The sequence below is a fragment of the Salinicola aestuarinus genome (genome assembly GCF_003206645.1).
Taxonomy (GTDB): Bacteria; Pseudomonadota; Gammaproteobacteria; order Pseudomonadales; family Halomonadaceae; genus Salinicola; species Salinicola aestuarinus.
In genome coordinates this window covers 304,056-316,898 of record NZ_PZJP01000005.1, presented here as the reverse complement: position 1 = coordinate 316,898, position 12,843 = coordinate 304,056, and the positions used below count along the sequence as shown (strand labels likewise).

Sequence of the window (12,843 nt, the reverse complement as noted above, 5' to 3'; positions counted from 1 at the left end):
AGAGAGGCGCATGAGTAATTGGGAAATTCTGTGGCAGGCCCGCGACGAGTTCTGGGCGGGGTTTCTGAGCACGATGCAGATCTTCGGGCTGTCGATTACCGGCGCCTTCCTGATCGGCTGTTTCATGCTCTATCTGCTGGAAGGTCGCCCCTCGGGGGGAAAGCTATCGCTTCGGGTGTTCATCGATGGCATGCGGATGCTGCCGTTTCTGATGCTCGCCTATCTGCTCTATTACGGCCTGCCGACCTTCGGCATTCGGCTGGACGCCTGGTGGTCAGGTGTGGGCGCGTTGGCGGTCTATCACGGCTGCTATTTCGCCGAAATCTTTCGTGGTAGTCGCCTGGTGTTTCCGCAGGGCCAGATCGAGGCGGCCGAAGCTCACGGCTTCACCCGGGGCAAGATGTTTCTGCGTCTGATCCTGCCGCAGATCGTCATGCAGACCCGGCCGCTCATCGGCAACCAGCTCATCTATGCACTCAAGGATACGGCCTTTCTGGTCATCATCACGGTGCGCGAACTGACCGCCGCAGCCAATAGCCTTTCCGGCACCTATTTCATTCCCACCGAAGCCTTTCTGGTGGTCATCGGTTTCTACTGGGCAGTGAGTATCGCGATGGAAATCATCATCAAACAGTGCGGGCGTTTCGGCGCCAAGCGAGGGTTCGATCATGCCTGAGACCACCGCGGTATCGATCCGCCAGCTATCGAAGAGTTTCGCCGACGTCGAAGTGCTGCGTGACGTCAATCTGGAAGTCGCCGCCGGTGATGTCGTCACGATTCTCGGCGCCTCGGGATCGGGCAAGTCGACGCTGCTGCGCTGCATCAACTGGCTCGAGCAGCCCGATCGCGGCAGCATCCACATCGCGGGCGAACGAATCGGCCTCGACGATTCCGGCAAACGCATGGGCGCCAAGGCACTGGCTCGCGTGCGCGCCAAAACCGGCATGGTCTTTCAGAGCTTCAATCTCTGGCCGCATCTCAACGTGCTGCACAACATTACCGAGGCGCCGATTCACGTGATGGGCAAGCCGCGCGACGAGGCAGAGACACACGCCCGCGAGCTGCTCGCCAAAGTGGGACTGTCGGACAAGGCCGAGGCCTATCCCGGCACGCTCTCCGGTGGGCAGAAGCAGCGCGTTGCCATTGCGCGGGCGCTGGCCATGCAACCGGAGGTGATGCTGTTCGACGAGCCGACATCGGCGCTCGACCCCGAACTCGTCGGCGAGGTTCTGGCAGTGATCAAGGACCTCTCCGCGGAGGGCTACACTATGGTGATCGTTACCCACGAAATGAGCTTCGCCCGCGCGGTCTCCAATCAGGTCGTGTTTCTCGACAAGGGACTGATCGTCGAGCGCGCGGACCCGGAAAGCTTCTTCGACCGGCCCTCGACCACCCGTGTGCAGCGTTTTCTGGAAAACCACGGCTGAGTCGTCGGGCACTCGACAGCCGCGAACCAACGTGCCAACAATGCAGTGCTGCATCGCCGCAGCAACGGTGCGTTCACGCGAGGAGTCCGCCATGCCGATAACGGTTACCGTGCTGGATGACTATCAGGGCTGCTGTGCCTTCCTCGATGCCGCCTGCGAACTCGACGGCAGCAACGTCCGACTCGACGTCGAACATGAGCACCTTCCCGCTTCCGCCCTCGCCGTGCGCCTTGCCGAGAGTGACGCGATCATTCTGATCCGCGAGCGAACCCGGCTCGACCGCGAGCTGATTGCCAAACTGCCGCGCCTGAAGCTCGTCGTGCAGACCGGTCGGCTCTCCGGCGCGATCGATCTCGAGGCCTGCCACGAACGGGGCATCGCCGTGCGCGACGGAGAAGGCTCGCCGGTCGCGCCCGCCGAACTCGCGTGGCTGCTGATCATGGCCGGGAGTCGGCGGCTCGGCAGCTATCTCGCGCGCCAGCGTCGGGGCGAGTGGCAGCGCACCACCGCGCAGTTCGAGACCGAGTCGCTGGGCCACGTTGTCCAGGACCGCACGCTGGGCATCTGGGGGCTGGGTCGGATCGGCAGCCGCGTGGCGGGTTATGCCCAGGCCTTCGGAATGCAGGTGATCGCGCACGGCCGTGAGTCCAGCGCCGGGCGCGCCTTCGAGCTGGGCATCGAGTACGAGCCGGACCGGGAGCGCTTTCTGGCGCGCTGCGACGTCGTGAGTCTGCACCTCAAGCTCAACGACGAGACACGGGGAATGATCGGTCCCACCGATCTGGCGGCGATGCGCGCCGATGCCCTGCTGGTCAACACCAGTCGCGCCGAACTGATTCGTGGCGGCGCCCTGCTCGACGCGCTCGACGCCGGCCGCCCGGGGTCCGCGGCGCTCGATGTCTACGAGAACGAACCCGAAGGCGCCCAGGCCTACCTCCACCACCCGCGCATCCTCGCCACGCCGCACATCGGCTTCGTCGAGCGAGATACCTTCGAGCGCTACTTCTCAACGGCCTTTCGCCAGGTCAAAGCGTTCTTCTCCCCGGTCTAGGCGCCCCGGTCTAGGCGTGCCGTGCTGATCCGGCGGCTCCCCGTGCAAGCGACCCGCGCACGCTCCCCCCTTCGCAAACGAGAAACCCCGGCAATGCCGGGGTCGTCTCGTGGCGATCGTCTCGATCCCGAGTCAGTTGGCGTAACCGCCCTCGATATCGGTGATGCGCGTGGCGCGGCGCCCGAGGCCATCGTGAAGATCGAGCATGCGCTGGAACCACGCGTAGACCGGGTCGGCATTGGAGACGAGGTCCGCCGCCGAGCAGACCCGCGCCCACATGAACACGCCCACCACCAGATAGTCGGACGCGCCGGCGGTCTCGCCTTCCAGAAACGGAGTCTCCTCTAGCTGCCCACGCATCGGCTCGAGCGCTTTGTCGAGCATCGACAGTCCCTGAATCGGCGAGTGCATCTCCTCCAGTGTGCGCCCGAAGGCTTTCTCGCGGGTGGTGCGGAAGTAGTCGCGGTCGTCGGGATGCACCGCGTTGAAGACATCCATCAGGATCGTGCGGACGACACCGGGCGCCAGCGAGCGCTCGGCGTAGTGCTTGAAGAACCGCGCTCGCGCCTCGGCGACCTCGTCACCGAGCAGCGGCCGCTCGGGATAGACGCGGTCGAGATAGCGCAGAATCTCGTAGCTGTCGGTGACCGCCTCATCGCCATCCAGCAGCACCGGCACCTTGGACTGACCGGAGAAGGCGATCGCCTCCTTGTCGGTGAACTTCCACGGCACGAAGTCGCAGTCGAGTCCCTTGTGGGCGAGCGCGAACTTCACGCGCCAGCAGTAGGGCGAAAAACGCAGCCGCTCGTCGCGACCGCAGAGATCGAACATCTTGCGCGCCATATCCAGCCTCTCCTTGAGTGAAGACGAGTCAGCATGTGCAGGGTTGTCGCCGGCGTCAAACCGGCCCTCGTTTTGCGGCGACTTCGCCATTTCCCGAGCTCGACTTCGGATCACCCCGGCGAGAATTCGATCGGGTTGCCATACTGCTGGGGAATGCGGGCCCCAGGTGACGACGCGCCCTCACTGGCACCGGGGCCTGCCGGCCAAGAGACTCAGGGAGAAGACGATCATGGCGCATGAACTCAAGGACGACGAACTGCACGGCCAACAGGGAGAGAACGACGCCCCCGGCGGCGGCTGGCAGTCGGTTAAGGCCACGGAGCAGCACTTTCTACGCGAGAAGGTTCCCTTCGTCGGCAACCGCTTGATGCTGAAGATCAATACCCCCAACGGCGGCTTCGAGTGCCCAAGCTGCGCCTGGCCGAATCCGAGCAAACCCGGGCCGGCGGAGTTCTGCGAGAACGGGGCCAAGGCGGTTGCCTGGGAAGCCACCAGGGCGCGTACCACGCCGGAGTTCTTCGCCGACCATACGCTGACCGAGCTGCTCGCCTGGTCGGATCACGCGCTGGAAAAACAGGGTCGGCTGACGCATCCGATGCGCTACAACGCCACCACCGACAAGTACGATCCCATCGACTGGGCCACCGCCTTCCGCGAGATTGGCGACAAGGTCGCCGCCTCCGACCCCAAGCGGGTCGAGCTCTATACCTCGGGAAGAACCTCCAACGAGGCCGCGTTTCTGTGGCAGCTCTACGGCCGCATGATCGGTACGCAAAATTTCCCCGACTGCTCGAACATGTGCCACGAGACCACCACGGTGGCGCTGCCGCAGAGCATCGGCGTGGGCAAGGCGACGACCACACTCGACGATTTCGAGCACGCCGACTGCATCTTCCTTTTTGGCCAGAACGCCGGCACCAACAGCCCGCGCATGATGGGATTGCTGCACGAGGCGCGTCTACGCGGTGCCGAGGTGATCACCTTCAATCCGCTGCGCGAGCGGGCTCTGGTGAAGTTCGCCAATCCCCAGACGCCGAAGGACATGCTGACCAATCATGGGGTGCCGATCAGCTCGCAGTACCACCAGGTCCGCATCGGCGGCGACATCGCCGCGATCCAGGGCATCTGCAAGCACATCCTGGCGGTCGACGATGATGCCCGCGACAACGGCGGCGAGCGGGTCATCGATCATGCCTTCGTTGAGATGCACACCCAGGGTTTTGACGCCTTCGCCGATCACTGCCGAGAGCTGTCGTGGGCGCGCATCGAGCGCTACAGCGGACTGACCCGGCAGGCGCTAGAAGAGGCGGCACAGGCATGGATGCGCGCCGAGCGCGTGATCTGCTGCTGGGGCATGGGAATCACCCAGCACATCCGCGGTGGCGACAACGTCCACCAGATCCTCAACCTGCTGCTGATGGGAGGCCACATCGGCCGTCGCGGCGCCGGTGCCTGCCCGGTTCGCGGCCACTCCAACGTACAGGGCGACCGCACGGTGGGCATCTTTCACAAGTCCGGCGAAGCGTTCCTGTCGAAGATGGACGAGACCTTCGGTATCGAGTGCGTGCGCGAACACGGCCATGACGTCGCGCTCTGCTGCGAAGCGATGCTGCGTGACGAGGTGGATGCCTTTCTCGGCATGGGCGGCAACTTCTTCCGCGCCATTGCCGATCAGGCGCGCATCTTCCCCCACGTGGAAAACATCCCTCTGACGGTGCAGATCGCGACCAAACTCAACCGTAGCCATCTGATTCACGGTAAATCGGCCTATCTGCTACCAGCGCTGGCGCGTACCGAGAAAGATGTTCAGGTCGGCGTCGAGCAGACGATCACCATCGAGGATGGCATGTGCAACGTTCAGGGATCGAAGGGGCAGATCGATCCCGCCTCGAAGCACCTGCTCTCGGAGATCGCCATCGTCGCGGGTCTCGGCAAGGCGACGCTCGCCCCCAACGCCAAGGTGGACTGGGAGTGGCTCGCCGAGGATTACGCGCGCATTCGCGACAAGATCGAAGCAACCCAGCCGGAGACGTTCCACGACTTCAACGCCCGCCTCGCCGCTACCGGGGTGTTCCATCTCGACATTGCCGCCCGCGACCGCATCTGGCAAACCGACTCCGGCAAGGCGCACTTTCTGTTCCCGAAGGAGCACCTGGCCGAAGACGACTCCCAGCCGGAGGATGACCACTTCCAGCTGCTGTCGATCCGCGGACACGACCAGTTCAATACCACGGTCTACTCCTACGACGACCGCTATCGCGACATCTACGGCACGCGCATGGTGCTGATGATGAACCCCAGGGATATCGAGAAGCACGGTTTTGAGGCCGGCAACCGCGTCACCCTGCGTGCGGTGGCCAGCGACGGTATCGAGCGTCACGTCTCCGGGTTCAAGATCATCGCCTACGATCTGCCCGAGCGCTGCCTGGGGGCCTACTACCCGGAGGTCAACGACCTGATCTCAGTGGCTGACCGCGACGCCCAGAGCAACACCATTGCCGGCAAGTCGATTCCGGTGAGACTCGAATTGATGTCCACCGAGGCGGTCGAGGCCGAAACCGGCATGCTCGCCTCCGCCTGACACTCGCCCCTGGCGTTACCGACCCGACGCCGCCGAGGCTACCCCCTCGGCGGCGTCGTCCATTGGTCGCAGCAACTGTTCCCGAAAAGCCTTGCAGGGACCGTCCACCGCGGCGCGAAGGGTCTTTCAAACAGCACCTTAGCGTCTATTGCCTGAACGACCTCATTGCTGATCTAGCCCATTCGTCCGCGTTGGCAGGCACCGGCGCTGTGGCTATCTTCCGATCAACGCCGCTGGCCGCCCTCGTCGACACGAGCGGCCAGCGGCGTTGCTTTCGACGAGCGCTCACAACAACGATTCGGGGCTTTCGACATGAACTCAACGCTGCTGTCGCTGCTGGCTTTCCTTCCTCTGGTACTCGCAGGTGTACTGCTGATCGGCTTTCGCATGCCGGCGCGCATTGCCATGCCGATCGTCTTCATCGTGGCGGTACTGGTCGCGCTGCTGGCGTGGGACATGACGGCCACGCGCGTCGTGGCGTCGACCCTGCAGGGACTGATACTGACCGGGGCGCTGCTCTGGATCATCTTCGGGGCCATCCTGCTGCTCAATACGCTCAAGCACTCCGGCGGCATCATGGCGATCCGCAACGGCTTTTCCGGCATCAGCCCCGACCGGCGGGTGCAGGCACTGATCGTCGCCTGGCTCTTCGGCTGCTTCATCGAGGGCGCCTCGGGATTCGGCACCCCGGCCGCGGTCGCCGCGCCACTGATGGTCGCGCTCGGTTTCCCGGCGCTGGCGGCGGTGGTGGTCGGCATGATGCTGCAGTCCACGCCGGTCTCCTTCGGCGCCGTGGGGACGCCCATCGTCGTCGGCGTCACCGGTGGCGTGAATCAGGTCAGCATCGCCGAGCAGCTCGCCGCCGACGGCTCGAGCTGGGAGACCTACTTTCGCCTGATCACGTCTGAAGTCGTCATCACGCACGGCATCATCGGCGTGTTCATGCCGCTGATTCTGGTCACCGTCATGGTGCGCTTCTTCGGCACCAACCGCTCCTGGACCGAGGGACTCTCGATCACGCCGTTCGCTCTGTTCGTCGGTGCCTGCTTCGTCGTCCCCTCGATGCTCGTCGGCGTCCTGCTGGGGCCGGAGTTCCCCTCGCTGCTGGGCGGCCTGATCGGTCTGGCCATCGTCGTCCCCGCCGCGCGCAAGGGCTTTCTGCTACCCAAGGACACCTGGGACTTCCCCGAGCGCTCGCTGTGGCCCAAGGAGTGGATCGGCAGCATCGAGATCAAGGTCGAGGACGTCGCCGGACGCGCACCGATGTCGACTCTGATGGGCTGGATGCCCTACGTCATCGTCGCCGCGCTGCTGGTGATCTCGCGTACGGTGCCTGCGGTCAAGGACGGCCTCTCCTCGATCAGCACCGGCTGGAGCGACATCCTGGGCGAGACGGGCATTTCCGGCAGCATCCAATGGCTCTATCTGCCCGGCGGCATCATCCTGATCGCGGTCATCGCGACGATCTTCCTGCACCGCATGCGCGCGCCGCAGGTGAAGGCGGCATTCGCCGAGTCCTCGAAGACCCTCCTCGGTGCCGGCTTCGTGCTGCTGTTCACCATCCCGATGGTGCGCATCCTGATCAACTCCGGCGTCAACGAGTCCGACCTGGTCTCGATGCCGGTCGCCATGGCCCAACTCGTCGCCGGCGGCATGGGGCAGGTCTACCCGCTCTTCGCCCCGGCGGTGGGAGCGCTCGGTGCCTTCATCGCCGGTTCCAACACGGTCTCCAACCTGATGCTCGCGGCCTTCCAGTTCAATGTCGCCGAGGTGCTGGGCGTCTCCACCGCAATGATGGTCTCGCTGCAGGCGGTGGGTGCCGCTGCCGGCAACATGATCGCCATCCACAACGTGGTCGCGGCCTCCGCCACCGTGGGCCTGCTCGGCCGCGAGGGCATCACCCTGCGCAAGACCATTCTGCCGACCCTCTACTACTGCCTCTTCGCCGGTATCATCGGGCTGCTGGCGTTCTTCGTCTTCGACTTCACCGATCCCCTCATGGGGGGCTGAAGCCTCCGCATCGGGTCATCCCACGTCCCACCCTCGGCCCGGCTCACCGCCGGGCCGAGGGCTTTTCAGTCCCCCTCTCGATGTCACTGCGCACGGCGTGTCGCTGCCCTCTCGACGCCGCGCTCTTGGCCTATTGGCTAATGGCTGTGGCGTCAGCGCTTACCCAGAATGAAAGCCACCGTGGAAATCGCTTCCACAAAGCGCGTCGACCGCGATGAGGCCGGCGAGGAGACGATCATGGAGCTGCTCTTTGACGAGCGAATCGACGGCGAGATCGCCGACGTCGACCCCGCCGCCCTGGCGGCGGCGATTCACGCCGTGGCCCCCGATCTCGTGCTGCTCGACCGCGTGGAGGATCTACGCCCCTTCGAGTGCGACGGCCTCTCAGCCTATCGCGTGCTGCCGATGATGGTCGCCATGCCGACCACGCTTGCGGAAATCGAATCGCTGATGCGGGTCTGTTTCGAGCACCAGGTGCCGGTGGTGACCCGCGGGGCGGGCACCGGACTCTCCGGTGGCGCGCTGCCGCTGGAGAAAGGCGTTCTGCTGGTGATGTCGCGCTTCAACCGCATTCTCGAACTCGATGCCGACGCGCGCATCGCCCGGGTACAGCCCGGCGTGCGCAATCTCGCCATCTCCGAGGCGGCCGCGGCCTACGGGCTCTACTACGCCCCGGATCCATCGTCGCAGATCGCCTGCTCGATCGGCGGCAACGTCGCCGAGAATGCCGGTGGCGTGCACTGCCTCAAATACGGTCTGACCGTCCATAACGTGATCGGCGTGGAGATCGTGACCATCGAGGGGGAGCGGATGACGCTCGGCGGCGAGACCCTCGATACCCCGGGCTTCGATCTACTGGCGCTGTTCACCGGCTCCGAGGGAATGCTCGGCGTGATCACCGAGGTGACCGTCAAGCTACTGCCGAAGCCGGAGGTCGCCCGCGTGCTGATGGCCGCCTTCGATGACGTCGAGCGCGCCGGGCGTGCGGTGGGCGACATCATCGCCGCCGGCATCATCCCCGGCGGGCTCGAGATGATGGACAACCTGGCGATCCGGGCGGCGGAGGATTTCGTCCACGCCGGCTACCCGGTGGAGGCCGAGGCCATCCTGCTGTGCGAGCTGGACGGGGTCGAGGCGGACGTGCGCGCCGACGGCGAGCGGGTTCGCGGGCTGCTCGAGCAGGCCGGCGCCATCAGTATCGCGCTTGCCCGTGACGACGCCGAACGCGCGCTCTTCTGGGCCGGACGCAAGGCGGCTTTCCCCGCCGTCGGGCGCATGTCGCCGGACTACTACTGCATGGACGGGACCATTCCGCGCCGCGAACTCCCCCGCGTCCTCAAGCGCATCAATGACCTCGCCGAGCACTACGGGCTGCGGGTCGCCAACGTCTTTCACGCCGGTGACGGCAACCTGCATCCCCTGATTCTGTTCGACGCCAACCATCCCGACGAGCTGGAGACGGCCGAAGCGCTCGGCGGCGAGATTCTGACCCTCTGCGTGGAGGCAGGCGGCACCATCACCGGCGAGCACGGCGTCGGCCGGGAAAAGCTCAACCAGATGTGCACGCAGTTCAACAGCGACGAGCTGACGCTCTTTCACAGCGTCAAGCATGCCTTCGATGAGCGCCGGCTGCTCAACCCGGGGAAAAACGTCCCGACGCTGGCACGCTGCGCCGAGCACGGCGCCATGCACGTTCATCAGGGCAAGCTCGCGCATCCGGAGCTGCCGCGGTTTTGAGCGCGGCCGACATCCCCGAGCGAGCATCGTCGACGAGCCGACAAGGCAAGGACAGGAATTCCTTCTATGGCACACCTACAGGATCGACGCCCGGCGTTCACCGAGCCGACTGAACCCGGGCCGACCAAGGACGATGGGCAGGATGACAGCGCGGCGCTGATCGACACGGTGACGCAGGCCGGCCGCGAGCGCACGCCGCTGCGTATCGTGGGGGGCGACACCAAGGCGTTTCTGGGTCGACGGGTCGATGCCACGAAGACGCTCGATCTCAACCGCCACGCCGGCATCGTCCACTACGACCCGGTCGAACTCATCGCCACGGCCCGGGCGGGTACCCGGCTTGCCCATCTGGAGCAAGTACTCGGCGAGAGCCAGCAGCGCCTTGCCTTCGAGCCGCCGCACTTCGGCGGGGGCGCCACCGTTGGCGGCATGGTCGCCGCCGGTCTCTCCGGTCCTCGCCGTCCCTGGGCCGGCTCGGTGCGCGACTTCGTTCTCGGGGTGCGCGTCATCACCGCCGAAGGCAAGCATCTGCGCTTCGGCGGCGAAGTCATGAAAAACGTCGCCGGCTACGACCTGTCGAGGCTGATGGTCGGTGCCCAGGGGACACTCGGTGTGATGACCGAAGTGTCGTTCAAGGTATTGCCCGCCCCGGTGGCCAACGCCTGGCTGCGTCTGTCGCTCTCCTTCGAGGACGCTCGCCAGCGGCTCATCGAGTGGAGCCGCCTGCCGCTACCGATTACCGGTGCAGCATTCGAAGCCGGCACGCTGCACCTGCGCCTGGAGGGCGGGGAGGGCTCGGTCGAATCCACCCGCCGGCAGATCGGCGGTGACGCGGAATCGGCCGATTTCTGGAACGATCTGCGCGAGCACCAGCTGCCCTTCTTTCACCACGACGACCCGCGCCCCCTGTGGCGACTCTCGCTACCTGCCCGCGCGCGCCTGCCGGCCCTCGACGGCGATTGGCTGATCGATTGGGGCGGTGTGCAACCCTGGCTTCGCAGCGACGAGAGTCCGACCCACATTCAGGAGGCAACGGCGGCCATCGGCGGCCACGCCACGCGCTACACGCCGAGTGACGACAACGTCTCGCCGCATCCGCCCCTGACGGCGGTGCTCGACAAGTATCACCGGCGGCTGAAAGCACGCCTCGACCCCAACGGCCTCTTCAATCCCGGCAGGCTCTACGCCGACTGGTAGGCCGGTCGAGGGTATTTCTGCCCAGGAGGGTTCATGCAGACTCGATTTTCCGACGCCGCGCGCCAGCAGCCCCATATCCGCGAGGCGGATCGCATCCTGCGCACCTGCGTTCACTGCGGGTTCTGCAACGCGACCTGCCCCACCTATCAGCTGCTCGGTGACGAGCGCGACGGCCCGCGCGGGCGCATCTACCTGATGAAGGAGCTGCTGGAGAGCGAGCCCGACGACGATCAGATCACCCGCGAGACCCAGCTCCATCTCGACCGTTGCCTGACCTGTCGCAGCTGCGAGACGACCTGCCCCTCGGGGGTCGAGTATCACAAGCTGCTCGACATCGGCCGTGCCGAGGTCGAGCGCCGGGTCGGCCGCCCTCCCGGCGATCGAGCGATGCGCTTTGGGCTGCGCATCGCGCTGGCCGAACCTCGCCGTTTCCAGGCGCTGCTGGCGCTGGGCCAGACCTTCCGCCCGCTGGCCCCGACGGACCTTCGCGACAAGATCCCCGCTCGCCGTGGCCATGCCCAGCGCCGCCCGGCGCCGGAGCGCCATGCCCGCCAGATGCTGATTCTCGAAGGGTGCGTCCAGCCGAGTCTCGCCCCCGCCACCAATGACGCCACCGCGCGGGTGCTCGACCGCCTGGGCATCGGCGTGCGCGGCGTCGAGGAGGCCGGCTGCTGCGGCGCGCTCGACTTTCATCTCAACGCCCAGGCCGCCGGCCGGGCGCGCATGCGTGCCAATATCGACGCCTGGTGGCCGTGGATCGAGGGCACCGGCGAGGCCGGCGCCACCGGCGATGGGGTGGAGGCGATCATTCAGACCGCCAGCGGCTGCGGCGCCTTCGTCAAGGAGTACGGCGAGATGCTGGCCGACGACCCCGAGTACGCCACCAAGGCCAAACGCGTGAGCGCGCTGGCCAAGGATCTGGTCGAGATACTGCGCGACGAGGATCTCGAGACACTGGCCGGCACCTCGCATCGCCCCGATACACGGCTGGCCTTCCACTGCCCCTGCACCCTGCAGCACGCGCAGAAACTCGGCGGCGCTGTGGAGAGCGTGCTCACGCGCCTGGGCTTCGAGCTGGCGCCGGTACGCGACGGCCATCTCTGCTGCGGCTCCGCCGGCACCTACTCGATCACCCAGCCGACCCTCGCCAACCGCCTGCGCGACAACAAGATGGAGGCGCTCGAGGCCACCGGCGCGGCGGCCGTCGTCACCGCCAACATCGGCTGCCAGACGCACCTCAACGGCGCGCATCGCAAGCCGGTGCGTCACTGGATCGAACTCGTCGACGAGGCGCTAACCCCACCCGAGCCGCTACACTCCCAGGCGCACCCCGGTCATCAGGCGCGCGACACCGAGGCGACGCGCGCGACGTGAACGGCACGCGTCCGCCGTCACGCCAGGCCCGGTTTTCTTCACCCTGCCAAGAGAGTCCCCATGCAGACCAAAGCCCTACTCGAACTCACCGACGTCAACGCCATTCTCGATGCGGCCCAGACCGAAGCCGAAGCCCAGGGCTGGGCCGTGACCATCGCCGTGACCGACGACGGCGGCCACCTGCTGGCACTGCGCCGGCTTGACGGTGCCTCCCCGAACAGCGCCACCATCGCCACCGAGAAGGCACGCAACGCTGCCATCGGCCGCAAGGAGACCCAGGTCTTCGAGGAGATGATCAACGGTGGCCGCACCGCCTTCGTGACCGCGCCGATGAAAGCGCTACTCGCCGGCGGCGTGCCGGTGATTCACGACGGTCAGGTCATTGCCAGCGTCGGCGTCTCCGGCGTCAAACCCGATCAGGACGTCCAGGTCGCCAAGGCCGGCGTCAGCGCCATCGCGCTAGGTTAGCTGTCCTGACGAGAGTCGGCGCGTCCTGCTGCTACGGCGGTGACGACTGCCCTCCGTCCCCCTTCTCTCTCCCGTCCTCAAGCGGCCGTTATCGGCCGCTTTTTACGTTCCGGCGCCGGCATTTCCGAGCGACGCGACCGGTAATGTTCGCCGCG

General features: G+C 66.0%; 10 protein-coding genes. 9 read left to right on the top strand and 1 reads right to left on the bottom strand.

Going from position 1 to position 12,843, the window contains the following annotated elements:
• Positions 1-10 precede the first annotated feature (10 nt).
• The 3 genes from DOM41_RS06895 to DOM41_RS06885 all read left to right on the top strand — a co-directional run bounded on the left by DOM41_RS06895 (position 11) and on the right by DOM41_RS06885 (position 2,478).
• Positions 11-676: an amino acid ABC transporter permease gene (locus tag DOM41_RS06895; RefSeq protein ID WP_110686094.1), complete on the top strand. Its 666-nt coding sequence runs from the start codon at positions 11-13 to the stop codon at positions 674-676.
• Positions 669-1,427 (top strand): amino acid ABC transporter ATP-binding protein, encoded by a 759-nt coding sequence (locus DOM41_RS06890; protein WP_110686093.1) that lies wholly within the window; start codon positions 669-671, stop codon positions 1,425-1,427. The genes DOM41_RS06895 and DOM41_RS06890 overlap by 8 nt, the downstream gene beginning before the upstream one ends.
• A 91-nt stretch (positions 1,428-1,518) precedes the next feature.
• Complete coding sequence (locus tag DOM41_RS06885; RefSeq protein WP_110686092.1) at positions 1,519-2,478, top strand: D-2-hydroxyacid dehydrogenase family protein; 960 nt, start codon at positions 1,519-1,521, stop codon at positions 2,476-2,478.
• A 132-nt stretch (positions 2,479-2,610) separates the two neighbouring features.
• Here the strand turns inward: DOM41_RS06885 and DOM41_RS06880 are convergent, their stop codons facing one another.
• The gene (locus DOM41_RS06880; RefSeq protein WP_110686091.1) at positions 2,611-3,321 is read right to left on the bottom strand and encodes a glutathione S-transferase N-terminal domain-containing protein; all 711 of its coding nucleotides are present in this window, start codon (positions 3,319-3,321) and stop codon (positions 2,611-2,613) included.
• A 229-nt stretch (positions 3,322-3,550) separates the two neighbouring features.
• Between DOM41_RS06880 and DOM41_RS06875 the strand changes: the two genes are divergently transcribed.
• From DOM41_RS06875 to DOM41_RS06850, 6 genes are all read left to right on the top strand, one after another.
• Positions 3,551-5,902, top strand: coding sequence for an FdhF/YdeP family oxidoreductase (locus tag DOM41_RS06875; protein ID WP_110686090.1), 2,352 nt, complete (start codon positions 3,551-3,553; stop codon positions 5,900-5,902).
• A gap of 312 nt (positions 5,903-6,214) precedes the next feature.
• Complete coding sequence (locus DOM41_RS06870; RefSeq protein WP_110686089.1) at positions 6,215-7,912, top strand: L-lactate permease; 1,698 nt, start codon at positions 6,215-6,217, stop codon at positions 7,910-7,912.
• A 237-nt stretch (positions 7,913-8,149) separates the two neighbouring features.
• Positions 8,150-9,649 (top strand): glycolate oxidase subunit GlcD, encoded by a 1,500-nt coding sequence (glcD, locus tag DOM41_RS06865; RefSeq protein WP_110686643.1) that lies wholly within the window; start codon positions 8,150-8,152, stop codon positions 9,647-9,649.
• A gap of 66 nt (positions 9,650-9,715) precedes the next feature.
• On the top strand, positions 9,716-10,846 hold the full coding sequence (gene glcE, locus DOM41_RS06860) for a glycolate oxidase subunit GlcE (protein WP_110686088.1): 1,131 nt from the start codon (positions 9,716-9,718) through the stop codon (positions 10,844-10,846).
• Positions 10,847-10,879: 33 nt separating this feature from the next.
• A complete protein-coding gene (gene glcF / locus DOM41_RS06855; RefSeq protein WP_110686087.1) occupies positions 10,880-12,220 on the top strand; it encodes a glycolate oxidase subunit GlcF in 1,341 nt (446 codons plus the stop codon).
• 60 nt (positions 12,221-12,280) lie between these two features.
• Positions 12,281-12,688, top strand: coding sequence for a GlcG/HbpS family heme-binding protein (locus tag DOM41_RS06850; protein ID WP_110686086.1), 408 nt, complete (start codon positions 12,281-12,283; stop codon positions 12,686-12,688).
• Positions 12,689-12,843: the final 155 nt, after the last annotated feature.

Coding starts and splice junctions, on each gene's coding strand:
- DOM41_RS06895 (WP_110686094.1), top strand. CDS start 11: ATGAGTAATTGGGAAATTCTGTGGCAGGCCCGCGACGAGTTCTGGGCG.
- DOM41_RS06890 (WP_110686093.1), top strand. CDS start 669: ATGCCTGAGACCACCGCGGTATCGATCCGCCAGCTATCGAAGAGTTTC.
- DOM41_RS06885 (WP_110686092.1), top strand. CDS start 1,519: ATGCCGATAACGGTTACCGTGCTGGATGACTATCAGGGCTGCTGTGCC.
- DOM41_RS06880 (WP_110686091.1), bottom strand. CDS start 3,321: ATGGCGCGCAAGATGTTCGATCTCTGCGGTCGCGACGAGCGGCTGCGT.
- DOM41_RS06875 (WP_110686090.1), top strand. CDS start 3,551: ATGGCGCATGAACTCAAGGACGACGAACTGCACGGCCAACAGGGAGAG.
- DOM41_RS06870 (WP_110686089.1), top strand. CDS start 6,215: ATGAACTCAACGCTGCTGTCGCTGCTGGCTTTCCTTCCTCTGGTACTC.
- glcD (WP_110686643.1), top strand. CDS start 8,150: ATGGAGCTGCTCTTTGACGAGCGAATCGACGGCGAGATCGCCGACGTC.
- glcE (WP_110686088.1), top strand. CDS start 9,716: ATGGCACACCTACAGGATCGACGCCCGGCGTTCACCGAGCCGACTGAA.
- glcF (WP_110686087.1), top strand. CDS start 10,880: ATGCAGACTCGATTTTCCGACGCCGCGCGCCAGCAGCCCCATATCCGC.
- DOM41_RS06850 (WP_110686086.1), top strand. CDS start 12,281: ATGCAGACCAAAGCCCTACTCGAACTCACCGACGTCAACGCCATTCTC.